The following is a 14927-nucleotide window of genomic DNA, read 5'->3' on the forward strand; positions in this document are numbered from 1 at the left end:
CCTCCATCCTTTCCGACGAGTTTACCAGATATAAGCCAGTACTTCTCCGCCCACTTTCGCGTTGCGGGCTTCTTTATCCGTCATGACCCCTTTGGAGGTCGAGACGACGGCGATCCCAAGACCGCGCAGAACGCGGGGAATCTCATCGGACTTGGCGTAGACGCGCAGTCCGGGTTTGCTGATCCGTTTCAGCCCGGTGATCACCCGCTCGTTGTTGGTTCCGTATTTCAGGAAGATGCGGATGATCCCTTGTTTGCCGTCTTCGACGTATTCCGCGTCGCGGATGAAGCCTTCACGCTTCAGGATTTCGGCCAGGTCCCGCTTCAGCTTGGAAGCCGGTACCTCCAGGCTCTCGTGGCGAACCAGGTTCGCGTTACGGATCCGGGTCAGCATGTCAGCAATCGGGTCAGTCATCACCATGCGGGGTTCCCTCCTTCCACTTCTTAATTACCAGCTCGCTTTTTTCACACCGGGAATCTGCCCTTTATAGGCCAACTCCCGGAAACAAATCCGACAGAGACGAAACTTCCGAATCACGGAATGCGGACGGCCGCAGCGCTCGCAGCGCGTATAGGAACGCACTCCGTACTTCGGCTTCCGGTTCGCCTTGGCGACCATCGATTTCTTGGCCAACGGATTCCCTCCTTTAGATAGAGTTGCAGCTTCGCTGCTTACGGCATCTTATACTGGGCGGAGGCCCAGTGTATCCAATGCTAAAGACTCCGCTGCTTACTGATTTCTTAACCTGGGCGGAAACCCAGTGTATCCGTTCATTATTGCTTACGGAAAGGCATACCAAGCTGAGTCAACAGTTCACGGGCCTCTTCATCGGTCTCAGCGGTGGTGACGATGATGATATCCATCCCGCGCACTTTGTCTACCTTGTCATACTCGATTTCCGGGAAGACCAGCTGTTCCTTCAGGCCCAGGGTGTAGTTGCCCCGACCGTCGAAGGCCTTGGGAGAGATCCCGCGGAAGTCCCGCACCCGGGGAAGGGCGACATTGACCAGCTTGTCGAGGAAGTCGTACATGTGCGTGCCCCGGAGGGTCACTTTGACGCCAATCGGCATCCCTTCCCGCAGCTTGAAGCCGGCGATGGACTTCTTCGCCCGCGTGATGACCGGCTTTTGACCGGCAATGGTGGTCAGATCTTCCACAGCGGAGTCCAGAACCTTCGGGTTTTGGACGGCTTCACCCAAGCCCATGTTGATGACCACTTTCTCGATCTTGGGCACCTGCATGGAAGATTTATACTCGAACTTCTTCATCAGTGCAGGCGAAATTTCCTCGTTGTAGCGCTCTTTGAGACGTGCTGCCAAGGTCTCCATCCTCCTTTCCTGTCACTTCGATTACTTATCCAGCGCTTCGCCGGATTTTTTGGCATAACGGACTTTTTTCTGTTGTCCGCCTTTGCCGTCGACAAATTTATAACCAATCCGGCTCGGTTCCTTCGTCTTGGGGTCTTCTACCATCAGGTTGGAGACGTGAATCGGAGCCTCCTGCTCGACGATGCCCCCTTGCGGGTTGTCTTGGGAAGGGCGGGTATGCTTCTTCACCATGTTGACACCTTCGACCAGGGCGCGGTTTTCCTTCGGATACACTTTGAGGACGCGGCCTTTGGTATAAACCATCTTGCCGTCTTTGTCCCGGGTCGGGGCTTCCTTCCCACGCATCACGATGACCGTGTCACCCTGTTTGATATGCAACTTGTTCGGACGCTTGGTTTCCATTCTCGGCACCTCCTTGCTCACAGGAGTGTTAATCGTTCAAAAGCGGTCCGGTTTACAGTACTTCCGGAGCCAGCGAAATAATCTTCATGAAGTCACGCTCGCGCAGTTCCCGGGCAACGGGCCCGAAGATCCGGGTGCCCCGCGGGCTTTTGTCGTCCCGGATCACCACGGCGGCGTTCTCATCAAAACGGATATAGGAGCCGTCCTGACGACGAGTGGAACGTTTCGCACGTACTATCACGCACTTGACGACTTCGCCCTTCTTGACAACGCCCCCGGGTGTAGCTTGTTTTACCGTAGCGACGATGACGTCGCCGATCCCAGCAGATTTGCGCTTGGATCCGCCCAACACTTTGATACACATCAGTTCCTTCGCGCCGGAGTTGTCAGCGGCACGCAGTCGGGTTTGAGCCTGAATCATCGGTTTCCCTCCTTCCGCCAGTCAGGTGACTTAAACGATCACGGCTTCTTCTACGATTTCAACCAGACGCCAGCGTTTGTCTTTGGACAGAGGCCGGGTCTCCATGATGCGGACGAGGTCGCCGATTTTGGCTTTGTTCTCTTCATCATGGGCCTTAAACTTCTTGCTGTATTTCACGCGCTTGCCGTAGAGCCGGTCTTTCTTGTAGGTCTCCACCGCCACGACGATCGTCTTATCCATCTTGTCGCTGACGACTTTTCCCACGCGCACCTTGCGGTTATTGCGTTCGGTCATGCCTGTTTCCTCCTTTCGATCCCAAGCTCGCGCTCCCGCATAACGGTCTTGGCACGGGCGATATCCTTGCGGACCTGACGGATCCGGGCCGGATTGTCCAACTGGCCGGTTGCGGCTTGGAACCGGAGGTTGAACAGCTCTTCCTTCAGGGAGGTGAGTTTCTGTTCGATCTCTGCGGTGGTCATTTCAATCAGCTCTTTAGCCTTCATCGCTACCACCACCCGCTTCATCACGTATTACGAATTTGGTCTTCACCGGCAGCTTGTTGGCAGCCAGGCGCATCGCTTCACGAGCGATATCCTCCGGCACACCCGCCAGTTCAAACATGATCTTGCCCGGTTTCACGACGGCCACCCATTTTTCGGGGGAACCTTTACCGGAACCCATCCGCACCTCGAGAGGCTTTTGCGTAACCGGTTTGTCCGGGAAGATTTTGATCCATACTTTACCGCCCCGTTTAATGTAACGGGTCATCGCGATCCGAGCTGCTTCGATTTGCCGGTTGGTAATCCATGCCGGCTCCAAGGACTGCAGGCCGTATTCGCCGAAGGCCACTTCCGTGCCGCCTTTGGCTTTACCTTTCATGCGACCGCGATGCTCTTTCCGATACTTGGTGCGTTTCGGCATTAACATGGTTACTTGCCTCCTTCCGCGTCTCCCTTTTTCTTGGTCGGGAGTACTTCACCGCGGTAGATCCACACCTTCACTCCAATCCGTCCGTAGGTGGTGTGGGCTTCCGCGGTACCGTAGTCGATGTCCGCCCGCAGGGTATGCAACGGGACGGTTCCTTCATTGTAACCTTCGGTCCGGGCGATATCGGCACCGCCGAGGCGGCCGCTCACCTGGGTCCGCACCCCTTTAGCTCCAGAACGAAGCGTACGCTGGATCGTCTGTTTCATGGCGCGACGGAATGAGATCCGGCGCTCCAGCTGCTGGGCGATATTTTCCGCCACCAGACGGGCGTCCAGCTCGGGGTTTTTAATTTCATTGATGTTGATGTGGATTTTCTTACCGCTCAGTTTGCTCAGTTGCTGGCGCAGGGCTTCCACTTCAGAACCGCCCTTCCCGATTACCATGCCGGGCTTAGCCGTATGGATGGTCAGGTTGACACGGTTGGCGGCCCGTTCGATCTCCACGGTGGAGACGGCCGCGTCTTTCAGCCGCTTAGCCAGGTATTCACGGATTTTAATGTCTTCGTGCAGCATGTTGGCGTAATCTTTGTCGCCATACCACTTGGATTCCCAGTCGCGGATGACGCCGACACGCAAACCTACCGGGTTTACCTTCTGACCCATGCGCTATCCCTCCTTATTTTTCAGATACAACCACCGTGATGTGGCTGGTCCGTTTATTGATCCGGCTAGCCCGTCCCATGGCACGGGGGCGGAACCGTTTCATCGTCGGTCCCTCGTCCACAAGGGCCGTCTCAACCACCAGATTTTCCGGGTTCATCTCATAGTTGTGTTCCGCGTTGGCAATCGCCGATTTGAGTACTTTCTCGATGATCGGCGAAGCGGCGCGGGGCGTAAACTTCAGAATGGCCAGGGCCTCACCCACGGATTTACCGCGGATCAGGTCGATGACCAGACGAGCCTTGCGGGGGGCGATCCGCACGTGGCGTGCCACCGCCTTGGCTTGAGTCGCTTCCATCATCTGACCTCCTCTCTGTCACCCGTGGTCAATTACCGTTTCCGCGTCTTCCTGTCGTCACCGGCGTGGCCTTTAAACGTCCGGGTGGTGACAAACTCGCCCAGCTTGTGGCCGACCATGTCCTCAGTGACATAAACCGGCACGTGCTTGCGGCCGTCATGAACAGCGATCGTATGGCCGATGAAATCAGGGAAGATCGTCGAACGGCGAGACCAAGTCTTGATGACCTTCTTATCATTCTTCTCGTTGAGCTCCCGCACTTTCTTCAGCAAGTGATCATCTGCAAAAGGCCCTTTTTTCAGGCTGCGACCCATGCATTCAACCTCCTTTCCAACTTTCCATCCGTCAGGCGGCGCTGATTACTTCTTGCGACGACGCACGATATACTTGTCGGACGGCTTGTTCTTCTTGCGGGTCTTGTAACCGATCGTCGGCTTGCCCCAGGGAGAAACAGGGGATTTGCGGCCAATCGGGGCACGGCCTTCACCACCACCGTGGGGGTGATCCGCCGGGTTCATCACAGAACCGCGAACCGTCGGGCGAACGCCTTTCCAGCGAGAACGTCCAGCTTTCCCGACATTGATCAGCTCGTGATCCAGGTTACCTACCTGGCCAAGGGTTGCGCGGCATTGACGGTTTACCATGCGCGTTTCACCAGAGGCGAGACGAAGGATCGCATATTTGCCGTCTTTTCCGAGCAGCTGGGCCGAAGCTCCTGCAGCACGAGCCATTTGCCCGCCGGCACCCGGCTTCAGCTCAATGTTGTGGATGGTAGAACCCACTGGAATGTTTTCCAAGGGCAGCGCGTTCCCCACTTTGATGTCCGCTTCCGGACCGGAGACGATCGTGTCGCCCACTTTTAGCCCGTGTACGTGAAGGATGTAACGCTTTTCACCATCCGCGTAGTGGATCAATGCGATGTTGGCGGAACGGTTCGGGTCGTATTCGACCGTGGCAACCTTACCAGGAATGCCGTCTTTGTTCCGTTTGAAGTCGATGATCCGGTATTTCCGTTTGTGACCGCCGCCCTGGTGACGCATGGTCAGCCGGCCTTGGTTGTTGCGGCCCGCTTTTTTGATCAGGTTGGTGGTCAGGGATTTTTCCGGCTTGTCGGTAGTGATTTCATCAAACGTGGAAACCGTCATCTGCCGACGACCGGGAGAGGTCGGTTTAAAATGCTTGATACCCATGGGTGATTCCCTCCTTTACCGTGGGATCAGGATTCGAAGATCTCGATACCCTTGCTGTCTTCAGTCAGTTTCACAATCGCTTTTTTCCGGTCGGAAGTACGTCCGGTATAGCGACCAAAACGCTTCGGCTTGCCTTTCACACGCATGGTGTTAACCTGGTCCACCTTGACACCGAAGATCTTTTCAACAGCCTTTTTGATCTCGGTTTTGTTGGCTTTCAGGTCCACTTCAAATACATACTTGTTCTGTTCCATGAGGTCGGTGGACTTCTCCGTCACCAGCGGGCGGCGGATGATGTCGCGAGGATCTCTCACTGCCCAAGCACCTCCTCTACGCGAGACACCGCATCCCGGGTAATGATCAGCTTATCAAAGTTCAGCACGTCCAGGACGTTCAGCCCTTGGGCGTCGATCACTTTTACTCCGGGGATGTTCCGCGCGGACAAAGCGACGTTCTCATCGAAGTCGCGTCCCACCACCAGGGCTTTACGGTCGGCTTTCAGATTGGAAAGGACCTTCACCATATCCTTGGTCTTGGGAGCGTCCAGCGAAAGCTGGTCAAGTACAATCACGTTTTCGTCCTTTACTTTGGAAGAAAGCGCGGAACGAATCGCCAGGCGGCGCACTTTTTTCGGCAGTTTGTAGGCGTAACTGCGCGGAGTCGGCCCGAAGGCAACCCCACCGCCAACCCAGATCGGGGAACGGATGCTGCCGTGACGAGCACGACCGGTCCCTTTCTGCTTCCAGGGCTTCCGGCCGCCACCGCGGACCGCCGAACGGTTCTTGACGGCATGGGTGCCGCGTCGCTGGGAAGCCTGCTGCATCACGACGGCTTCGTGCAGGACGGATTCGTTGGGCTCAATCCCGAAGACGGAATCGGATAATTCCAACTCGCCCACCTGGCCGCCGTTCATATCCAGTACGTTTACTTTAGGCATGACGTCTCCTCCCTTCCCGGTGAAGTTACTTCGCTTTCACCGCAGATTTAATCACTACATAGCTGTTTTTCGGCCCCGGCACAGAACCCTTCACGAGGATCAGATTCTTATCGGCGTCCACTTTGACTACTTCAAGGTTCTGGATGGTCACTTTATCAGTACCCATCCGGCCCGGAAGAGTCATACCCTTGAATACGCGCATCGGATCGATGGCGCCCAGGGAACCGGGACGGCGATGATAGCGGGAACCGTGGGACATCGGGCCGCGGGCCTGATTGTGCCGCTTGATGGCACCGGCAAACCCTTTCCCTTTCGACGTGGCGGTAATATCCACCTTTTCCCCTTCAGCGAAGAGGTCCGCTTTGACTTCCGCGCCCAGTTCGAATTCAGCGGGGTTCATCCCGCGAATCTCGCGGACGAATTTCTTGGCAGCCACTCCCGCTTTTTTCGCATGGCCCGTCTCCGGACGGTTAGCCCGGTGATCTTTCTTATCGGCAAAGCCGAGTTGGACGGATTCATAGCCGTCACCAGCCGCCTCTTTCTTTTGAAGAATGGCGCACGGGCCGGCATTGATGACCGTAACGGGGATCGAGGTTCCGTCTTCGGCGAACACCTGCGTCATCCCCAGCTTTTTACCGAGAATCCCTTTCACGTCGTACACCTCCTGTCGGCAGTTTCATAAATGCTTAAAGTTTGATTTCAATATCGACGCCGGACGGCAAGTCGAGACGCATCAGCGCGTCCACGGTTTGCGGCGTCGGGTTGACGATGTCGATCAGCCGCTTGTGGGTGCGCATCTCGAACTGCTCCCGCGCGTCCTTGTATTTGTGAACCGCACGCAGCACCGTGTAGACAGCCCGCTCCGTCGGAAGCGGGATCGGTCCGGATACATCCGCCCCCGTCCGATTGGCCGTGTCGACGATCTTCTCCGCCGATTGATCCAACGCGCGGTGGTCATACGCTTTGAGGCGAATGCGAATCTTTTGCTTTGCCATGTATGCCCCTCCTTTTCGCTCATTTTTAGAAATGAACTTGCTCCGTAGAAATATCCCGATCACCACCCATGGCAAAGGGGCCGGGTGTGTCGGCAACCTTCCACATCATCGCCGTCCATGACCAACATTCCTCATTATACTGGAATGTCTAGTCCGTTGCAAGGAAAAACACGCCTCTCCCAACAGCTTTCCAGCGTCGGGTACAGACGGTTCTCTCATCTCATAGTTGGCAACCTTATGTATCCTATCATGTGACAAGGGGGTAATGCAAATATATGGGGAATCACGGATGCCCCGTACCCTCACCGGCTGCAAGAAGATGAGTATGAAGGTGAAACCTATTAGATAGAAATCTCTCGAAATCTGGCATTTCGAGGGATGAGCCCTTCCTTCTACAAACAACCCCTATTCATGGTAGTTTCTTCCCTGTCGAATGGGTATAACCGAATCACCAAGACAAGTGATGGCCGGGGGTCGGTTGCTACTCCCTGAGGAAAGGGGGTGTGGCCTATGCCAGAATAGATTCTGCTGATCCTCTCCGCTATTAAGGTGTCGCTTGAGATCTGGCGTTTCGTTGAAGAACGGATCACCAGTAGAAAAGGCAACCGCCCCCGGTCTAAGCGTAACGGTTAACGGCCCTTTCGCTTAGTTGGGGGCGTTGCTGCTCCATTTTGCGACCGGTCTAAGCCAGTCTCGGTGCATCGACCATTGGAGATGCCTTCCCGGCGGCCTTTGTTATTCTACGTTTATCCATACCCAATTTATTGCCAGACAGTAAACGATTCACTGAACGAGTAACCATGGGAATTACTTAGGCGGGTTGCTACGTAATGACAAGGTTCGAAGCACCCTGCTAGATCCGTTAATCCCTCAACTTGTAACCTACCTTACAAGGAATATTTCACTCTCATATGATTTTTCCCACCTTGGAGGAAAAGAAAGCTAACACGAAGCCACTATCCCTAGAAAAAGGGGGTTGCCGACATCATAGAGAAATAACTTTCTAGGTATCCAGAATCCCAAAACCAAACAATCGAATTGGAGGAGTTCAAGTGAGTCATGAGGTTTTGACCCTATACGAGTATCATGTCTGGGCCAACAAGCGGATCTTTGAGCATTTGAAAGGGTTGCCGCAAGACCTTTTCCATCGTCCTATCCCAAACGTTTTCCCTACAATCGCTGAGACATTTGCCCATATCTATATCGTGGATCGTCTGTGGTTGGGTGTCATGGCCACCGGTGATCCAACCGACGAAATCCTAGCGATCGTGAAAAAGGTAGAAGAGGAAACCAAAGGGCTGGAGCGAGAGGAAATGAAGATACGGTATAACCAGTTATCTCAGGAGTACCGAACCTTTTTTAACGGTGTAGAAGGCTTCGATCAACCTGTTTCTATCAAGCATCCCCGACTCGGGCGCTTTGAGACTCGTCTCTCTGAACTAGTCAAACATGTCGTCAATCATGGGACGTACCACCGAGGTAATATCACATCGATGTTAAGGCAGACAGGCCATCCCGGCGTCTCCACCGATTATGTATTTTACCTCTACCAGCTTCAAAAGCAGAGTCACTAGGTTGGTTAGACAGCGGTGTACACGAAAAGGCGATCTCCCGATACCGGAGATCGCTTTTTAATGGTTCTAATATACCTTTCCCTCGCCATCCATGTAAACGCTTTCAACAATCGTGCGCGTAAAAGGCATCCCCTTTGCGTCCACCCCTTTGACATCCAGCGTCATGTTATAGACGCCAGGGCCTTTATCAGGAATCTGGATGTCGTTGGAAGTCGTCTGCTTGGAGCTCTGCACTTTTAACACGCGTTGCTTCCCTTTGTTCCCCTTTTCCGGAATGAAATTTACCTGGAGACGGGTCTTCACCTTTGATATCGTCGGCCGGTTGGCTCCGCTTTTTTGCCGCTTGGAATCCGACGATCCGTTCACCAGCTTCCAACGCGGCTGATTACCCTTTTGCTTGAGGTGTAATTGCTGAAGCTTATTTGTATCATATTTGACTAGCAACGCGTAGGCGGTTTTTTGTGAGGTAGATGTATTCACCTTCCACTGTCCCGGTTGGGGGGTATCCACTTGGACCAAATGATGCCATGCCCCTTTAAACACCGTTTTATCTTGGACAGCTTTCACCTTGACGGTCCGTGTCCGCCCACTGGGCTCCGTTACTTCAACACTGTCCAGTTTTCTCTCGCTCATCCAGTCGACGGTGATCGATTTTACCCCGTTTTCAACGGAAAAAGCCTCCGACTTCGCTCCTGATTGCTCCCCTCCCCGAATAAAGGAGTCACTATTCATAGGGCTGGCAGCGGGCTCTTTCGCTACAAACTTTTCCGGACCTTTAACCATCGGTTTCGAGGACTCGATGTTCCGGGATGTCGTTAGGTAATCTTTAAACACGTCAAAGGTGCTCCCGCCTTTGAAAATATTGAGGTGATGCCATTTCCTTACAGCTAATCTCTTTCCGTAGGGAAGACTGGCGCTGGAAACCGGAACGATGCCGTCACTGGCTACACCCATATAGAGACCACCATACCAGGTTGGACTCAAGAACCACCCCCAACTGTTCCCCGTGAGCGTCAAATAGGTATTTTGACGGATTTCATCTTTGCTGTCGGTCTGGGAGCGAAAATGATTCATATAACCGGTCTGCAGACTGTACACCGCTTCGTTACGTGTGCCCAGCAGGGAGGAGAGCCACCTGATCCAGTTGCTATATGCAAGGTCTGCCAATGGGCTTCCCTGGTGCGGAGATCCCAACGTGATCACGTTGGATACGAGTGGATACTTTCCATAGTGGACAAGAGCCGTCTGTGTATCGATCCCCCCTTTGCTGTAGCCGACGACCACCAACTTCTTCCCCTCGAAATGGTCCGAGATCTTTTGCAATTGATCCGCTAACATTTTGCCGTTATCCCAATTGCTTTTTGGCGTTCCTCCCGCATCGTTTAATTCGACGAAAGCGGTTTCATATCCGGCGTTGCGTGTTCGGATAGGCATATCATTATAGATCCTCCAGATACTGGCTGAATTATACAGCCCTTGAACGAAGACAACGACAGGCTTCTCAGGATCGGGATTCTCGGGTGGCTCGCCAAAATAGATCGTCCCCGGTTTACCTGGCTTGCCAATAACAATGGGAAAAATAGATCCCGCTTCCGTCTTTGTCGGCGGAATTGTCAAAGAAAACAACAAGGCAAAGGTCAGACACAGTACAAGCCACTTTTTCATTCATATCCCCCTCCTCGATAACCGATTATAACATTAATCCAAATATTTGGAATAGAGTACGAAAAAAAATTATTTAACCTCTTCCCTCGATTTCCTCCATCCATGGTTCGGGATCCATCTCCGAACCCTCGAATACCATGACCGTCATTCCTGTGTCACTACCGGATTCGTGTCTCTCACCCCGGGTCCAGAAAACAGCCTGCCCTGCACGGACCGGAAACCGGGCCGTTGTCTCCGCTCGGACCCACCCATCCCCCGCCACGACCATAAATAATTGTGGGCATATCGCAGAATGAAGTCCCAGCACACTACCGGGGGCAAAATGAAAACACCCCACCTGAAGCCACCCCTCCTGCCGTAGGATCGGAGTACACCCGATCCCTTTGCTTTCGAACTGTTGAATTTCTTTCGCCTTCTCCGCATCAAACCGAAAAAATCGCATTCTTTCGCCCCCCGACGCCTCATAGTGGATTGAGCATTTATCATACCATGGGAAACAAAGCTAGAAAAAAAGACCCCCAAAAAGGGAGTCTTTTCGTTCTACGACCTATATTACTCGGAGATGACGGTCACGGCGCCGGCTCCGACGGTGCGGCCGCCTTCGCGGATCGCGAAGCGGGTGCCATCTTCGACAGCGATCGGAGCGATCAGTTCCACGTCCATCTCGATGTTGTCACCGGGCATCACCATTTCGGTACCTTCCGGCAGGCTGATCACACCGGTCACATCCGTGGTACGGAAGTAGAACTGCGGACGGTAACCGTTGAAGAACGGGGTGTGACGGCCACCTTCGTCTTTGGACAGGATATAGACCTGAGCCTTAAATTTGGTATGAGCCTTCACAGAACCCGGCTTGGCCAGAATCTGACCGCGCTGGATGTCTTCACGGTTCACACCGCGCAGCAGGGCGCCGATGTTGTCCCCGGCTTCCGCTTCGTCCATTAGCTTGCGGAACATTTCCACGCCGGTAACAACGGTTTTGCGGGTTTCTTCTTGCATCCCGATGATCTCGACTTCGTCGGAGACCTTGATGATACCCCGCTCCACACGACCCGTGGCAACCGTACCGCGGCCGGTGATGGTGAAGACGTCTTCGATGGGCATCAGGAAGGGTTTATCTTTATCACGCTCAGGGTTCGGGACGTAGGCATCCACTTCCCGCATCAGCTCGAGGATCTTTTCAGCCCATTCGCTGCTCGGATCTTCGAGGGCTTTCAGAGCGGAACCGGAAACGATCGGAATGTCATCACCCGGGAAGTCGTACTCGGACAGCAGTTCGCGAACTTCCATTTCCACGAGTTCCAGGAGTTCTGCATCGTCTACCATATCCACTTTGTTCAGGAAGACAACGATATGTTCCACGCCAACCTGGCTGGACAGCAGGATGTGTTCACGGGTTTGCGGCATCGGGCCGTCAGCGGCGGACACAACCAGGATCGCACCGTCCATTTGGGCAGCACCGGTGATCATGTTCTTGACGTAGTCAGCGTGACCCGGGCAGTCTACGTGAGCATAGTGACGGTTTTCGGTTTCATACTCCACGTGAGCGGTGGAGATGGTAATCCCGCGCTCGCGCTCTTCCGGGGCTTTGTCGATTGCATCGTAAGCCATAGCGGTTGCGCCGCCGGTTTGAGACAGAATCGTGGTGATCGCGGCGGTCAGGGTGGTTTTCCCGTGGTCGACGTGACCAATCGTGCCGATGTTAACGTGGGGTTTGTTACGTTCGAACTTGGCTTTTGCCATGTCGCTAAATCCTCCTTTGGTATCCTTGCCTGAGGGTTTTTGGATGTATAGGGGAGAAAGCCAGGGAGACGGCTCCCGCCTCTCCGCTTTCTTCACCGTGATGTCAGCCGAAAATTACTGTCCGGAAGCTTTCGAGATGATCTCTTCCGCGATATTCTTCGGCACTTCTTCATAGTGGTCAAATTGCATCGAGTAGACGCCACGTCCCTGGGTACGGGAGCGCAGGGTGGTCGCATAACCGAACATTTCGGCCAGCGGAACCATCGCCCGGATCACTTGGGCACCGCCACGGGAGTCCATCCCTTCCACGCGGCCACGCCGTGAGTTGACGTCACCCATGACATCGCCCATGTATTCTTCGGGGACGATGACTTCCACTTTCATGATGGGCTCTAGCAACACGGGGGAGCACTTGGATTTGGCCGCTTTAAGCGCCATGGAACCGGCGATTTTGAAGGCCATTTCCGAAGAGTCCACATCGTGGTAGGAGCCGTCGACGATGGTTGCCCTGACGTCCACCAACGGATAGCCGGCGAGAACCCCGTTCTGCATGGATTCTTCGATCCCTGCTTGTACGGCCGGGATATATTCTCGCGGCACCACACCACCGACGATCTTGTTGACGAATTCGAACCCGCCACCTTGATCCATCGGTTCAAACTCAATCCAGACATGACCGTATTGACCACGGCCACCAGACTGGCGGATGAACTTCCCTTCCACCTTCGCTCCGTTGCGGAAGGTTTCGCGGTAGGCCACTTGGGGCGCGCCCACGTTGGCGTCCACTTTGAATTCCCGCTTCAGACGATCGACGATGATGTCCAGGTGCAGTTCACCCATTCCATGGATGACCGTCTGCCCGGTTTCTTCATCGGTCTCGGTGCGGAAAGTGGGATCTTCCTCTGCCAGTTTAGCAAGAGCAAGACCCATTTTGTCCTGGTCGCTCTTGGTCTTCGGTTCGATGGCCAGCTGGATCACCGGCTCGGGGAAGATCATGGATTCCAGGATAATCGGGTGTTTCTCATTACACAGGGTGTCGCCGGTACCGGTATCCTTCAGGCCCACGGCGGCGGCGATATCCCCGGCATAGACAGTCTTGATTTCTTCCCGGGAATTCGCGTGCATCTGGAGGATCCGTCCAACGCGTTCCCGTTTCCCTTTGGTGGAGTTGAGAACGTAGGAGCCGGAGTCCAGTGTTCCGGAATAAACCCGGAAGAAGGTCAGCTTCCCGACAAAGGGATCTGTCATGATCTTAAAGGCCAACGCCGCAAAGGGTTGGTTGTCGTCGGACTGTCGCTTTTCCTCGGTTCCGTCCGGCAGCTCACCCTGGATAGCGGGTACGTCCAGCGGAGAGGGCATATAGTCAACGACAGCGTCCAGGACCAGCTGGACCCCTTTGTTTTTATAGGAAGAACCACAAAGTACAGGGATGATCTGTACGTCACAGACCCCTTTCCGAAGGGCGATCTTCAGTTCCTCTTCGGTGATTTCTTCCCCTTCGAGGTATTTCATCATCAGCTCTTCATCGAGCTCAGCGATGGCCTCGATCATTTTGGTACGGTATTCTTCTGCTTTTTCTTTGTACTCGTCCGGGATCTCCCGGGCTTCCGAACGGGTGCCCAGGTCGTCCAGGTAGAAGTAGGCCACGTTCTTGATCAGGTCGATGATCCCTTCGAAGGTATCTTCGTACCCGATCGGCAGCTGGATCGGAACCGCGTTGGCATTAAGCCGATCGCGCATCTGTTCGACCGCGCCAAAAAAGTCCGCACCGATAATGTCCATTTTGTTGACGTAGGCGATGCGAGGAACGTGGTACTTGTCAGCCTGGCGCCAGACGGTTTCCGATTGGGGTTCCACGCCACCCTTGGCGCAGAAAACACCCACCGCTCCGTCGAGCACACGCAGGGACCGCTCCACCTCGACGGTGAAGTCCACGTGACCTGGGGTGTCGATAATGTTGACACGATGGTCTTTCCACTGAGCAGTCGTAGCGGCGGAGGTAATCGTGATCCCCCGCTCTTGTTCCTGTTCCATCCAGTCCATGGTGGCGGCGCCTTCGTGCACTTCGCCGATCTTGTGCACCCGGCCGGAATAAAACAGGATCCGTTCCGTGGTCGTGGTCTTGCCGGCGTCGATGTGAGCCATGATCCCGATGTTGCGCGTGTCTTTCAAGGAGAACTCACGTGCCATCGGAAATGTCTCCTTTCATCTTGGCGAAAAATATGAGACAACCTATTACCAGCGATAGTGAGCAAACGCGCGGTTCGCTTCAGCCATCCGGTGGATGTCTTCTTTCTTTTTAACAGCTGCGCCCGTATTGTTGGCAGCGTCCATCAACTCGTTGGCCAGGCGCTCCTGCATGGTCTTTTCACCGCGCAGACGAGCGTAGCTGACCAGCCAACGGAGCCCTAAGCTGGTGCGCCGCTCCGGTTTCACTTCCACCGGTACCTGGTAGTTGGCACCACCGACACGGCGGGCCTTCACTTCCAGAACGGGCATCACGTTTTTCAGGGATTGTTCGAAAACTTCCATGGGGTCCTTCCCAGACTTGTCGCGTACGAGTTCAAAGGCATCATACAGGATTTTCTGGGCTTTACCCTTACGTCCGTCATACATGAGCCGGTTGATCAGACGGGTGACCAACTTGCTGTTGTACATCGGATCGGGCAGGACTTCCCGACGTTCCACGGGTCCTTTTCGAGGCATCGGTTTCCCTCCTTTACTGCAA

The 14927-nt window shown here is 54.4% G+C and carries 22 protein-coding genes; 1 reads left to right on the forward strand and 21 read right to left on the reverse strand.

What is annotated here, in order from left to right:
* Positions 1–21: 21 nt before the first annotated feature.
* The 16 genes from rpsH to rpsJ all read right to left on the reverse strand — a co-directional run bounded on the left by rpsH (position 22) and on the right by rpsJ (position 7217).
* A complete protein-coding gene (gene rpsH, locus ACFOUO_RS01085; RefSeq protein ID WP_380701280.1) occupies positions 22–420 on the reverse strand; it encodes a 30S ribosomal protein S8 in 399 nt (132 codons plus the stop codon).
* 27 nt (positions 421–447) lie between these two features.
* Entirely contained in the window at positions 448–633 is a 186-nt protein-coding gene (locus ACFOUO_RS01090; protein ID WP_380701282.1) for a type Z 30S ribosomal protein S14, read from the reverse strand.
* A 140-nt stretch (positions 634–773) separates the two neighbouring features.
* Positions 774–1328: a 50S ribosomal protein L5 gene (gene rplE, locus ACFOUO_RS01095; RefSeq protein WP_380701284.1), complete on the reverse strand. Its 555-nt coding sequence runs from the start codon at positions 1326–1328 to the stop codon at positions 774–776.
* Between the two features lie 21 nt (positions 1329–1349).
* Positions 1350–1730, reverse strand: a complete 381-nt coding sequence (rplX, locus tag ACFOUO_RS01100) for a 50S ribosomal protein L24 (RefSeq protein WP_380701286.1) — start codon at positions 1728–1730, stop codon at positions 1350–1352.
* Positions 1731–1782: 52 nt separating this feature from the next.
* Positions 1783–2151, reverse strand: a complete 369-nt coding sequence (gene rplN / locus ACFOUO_RS01105; RefSeq protein ID WP_380701288.1) for a 50S ribosomal protein L14 — start codon at positions 2149–2151, stop codon at positions 1783–1785.
* Positions 2152–2181: 30 nt separating this feature from the next.
* Positions 2182–2445, reverse strand: coding sequence for a 30S ribosomal protein S17 (gene rpsQ / locus ACFOUO_RS01110; protein WP_380701290.1), 264 nt, complete (start codon positions 2443–2445; stop codon positions 2182–2184).
* The gene (gene rpmC / locus ACFOUO_RS01115; protein WP_380701292.1) at positions 2442–2654 is read right to left on the reverse strand and encodes a 50S ribosomal protein L29; all 213 of its coding nucleotides are present in this window, start codon (positions 2652–2654) and stop codon (positions 2442–2444) included. Before rpmC ends, rpsQ begins: the two co-directional genes overlap by 4 nt.
* Positions 2644–3078: a 50S ribosomal protein L16 gene (gene rplP, locus ACFOUO_RS01120; protein WP_380701294.1), complete on the reverse strand. Its 435-nt coding sequence runs from the start codon at positions 3076–3078 to the stop codon at positions 2644–2646. Before rplP ends, rpmC begins: the two co-directional genes overlap by 11 nt.
* A gap of 2 nt (positions 3079–3080) precedes the next feature.
* Positions 3081–3740, reverse strand: coding sequence for a 30S ribosomal protein S3 (gene rpsC, locus ACFOUO_RS01125; protein WP_380701296.1), 660 nt, complete (start codon positions 3738–3740; stop codon positions 3081–3083).
* Positions 3741–3753: 13 nt separating this feature from the next.
* Positions 3754–4095 carry a 50S ribosomal protein L22 gene (gene rplV, locus ACFOUO_RS01130; RefSeq protein ID WP_380701298.1) on the reverse strand — a complete coding sequence of 114 codons (342 nt, stop codon included), beginning with the start codon at positions 4093–4095 and terminating at the stop codon, positions 3754–3756.
* 32 nt (positions 4096–4127) lie between these two features.
* A complete protein-coding gene (gene rpsS, locus ACFOUO_RS01135; protein ID WP_380701300.1) occupies positions 4128–4409 on the reverse strand; it encodes a 30S ribosomal protein S19 in 282 nt (93 codons plus the stop codon).
* Positions 4410–4454: 45 nt separating this feature from the next.
* Positions 4455–5285 (reverse strand): 50S ribosomal protein L2, encoded by an 831-nt coding sequence (gene rplB / locus ACFOUO_RS01140; RefSeq protein WP_380701302.1) that lies wholly within the window; start codon positions 5283–5285, stop codon positions 4455–4457.
* A 26-nt stretch (positions 5286–5311) separates the two neighbouring features.
* Positions 5312–5599, reverse strand: coding sequence for a 50S ribosomal protein L23 (gene rplW, locus ACFOUO_RS01145; protein ID WP_380701304.1), 288 nt, complete (start codon positions 5597–5599; stop codon positions 5312–5314).
* A complete protein-coding gene (rplD, locus tag ACFOUO_RS01150; RefSeq protein ID WP_380701306.1) occupies positions 5596–6222 on the reverse strand; it encodes a 50S ribosomal protein L4 in 627 nt (208 codons plus the stop codon). Before rplD ends, rplW begins: the two co-directional genes overlap by 4 nt.
* Before the next feature lie 25 nt (positions 6223–6247).
* Complete coding sequence (gene rplC, locus ACFOUO_RS01155) at positions 6248–6874, reverse strand: 50S ribosomal protein L3 (protein ID WP_380701308.1); 627 nt, start codon at positions 6872–6874, stop codon at positions 6248–6250.
* Positions 6875–6908: 34 nt separating this feature from the next.
* A complete protein-coding gene (rpsJ, locus tag ACFOUO_RS01160) occupies positions 6909–7217 on the reverse strand; it encodes a 30S ribosomal protein S10 (RefSeq protein ID WP_380701310.1) in 309 nt (102 codons plus the stop codon).
* 1052 nt (positions 7218–8269) lie between these two features.
* Here rpsJ and ACFOUO_RS01165 point away from each other — a divergent pair.
* Positions 8270–8791 (forward strand): DinB family protein, encoded by a 522-nt coding sequence (locus ACFOUO_RS01165; protein WP_380701312.1) that lies wholly within the window; start codon positions 8270–8272, stop codon positions 8789–8791.
* A gap of 66 nt (positions 8792–8857) precedes the next feature.
* Here ACFOUO_RS01165 and ACFOUO_RS01170 read toward each other — a convergent pair whose 3' ends face one another.
* The 5 genes from ACFOUO_RS01170 to rpsG all read right to left on the reverse strand — a co-directional run bounded on the left by ACFOUO_RS01170 (position 8858) and on the right by rpsG (position 14905).
* The gene (locus ACFOUO_RS01170; protein ID WP_380701314.1) at positions 8858–10456 is read right to left on the reverse strand and encodes an esterase/lipase family protein; all 1599 of its coding nucleotides are present in this window, start codon (positions 10454–10456) and stop codon (positions 8858–8860) included.
* Positions 10457–10529: 73 nt separating this feature from the next.
* On the reverse strand, positions 10530–10898 hold the full coding sequence (locus tag ACFOUO_RS01175; protein ID WP_380701316.1) for a cupin domain-containing protein: 369 nt from the start codon (positions 10896–10898) through the stop codon (positions 10530–10532).
* A gap of 110 nt (positions 10899–11008) precedes the next feature.
* Positions 11009–12199, reverse strand: a complete 1191-nt coding sequence (tuf, locus tag ACFOUO_RS01180; protein WP_380701318.1) for an elongation factor Tu — start codon at positions 12197–12199, stop codon at positions 11009–11011.
* Positions 12200–12313: 114 nt separating this feature from the next.
* Positions 12314–14389, reverse strand: a complete 2076-nt coding sequence (fusA, locus tag ACFOUO_RS01185; RefSeq protein ID WP_380701320.1) for an elongation factor G — start codon at positions 14387–14389, stop codon at positions 12314–12316.
* Between the two features lie 45 nt (positions 14390–14434).
* Positions 14435–14905: a 30S ribosomal protein S7 gene (gene rpsG, locus ACFOUO_RS01190; protein ID WP_380701322.1), complete on the reverse strand. Its 471-nt coding sequence runs from the start codon at positions 14903–14905 to the stop codon at positions 14435–14437.
* Positions 14906–14927: the final 22 nt, after the last annotated feature.

The sequence above is a fragment of the Salinithrix halophila genome (genome assembly GCF_042650125.1).
Lineage (GTDB): Bacteria > Bacillota > Bacilli > Thermoactinomycetales > DSM-45169 > Salinithrix > Salinithrix halophila.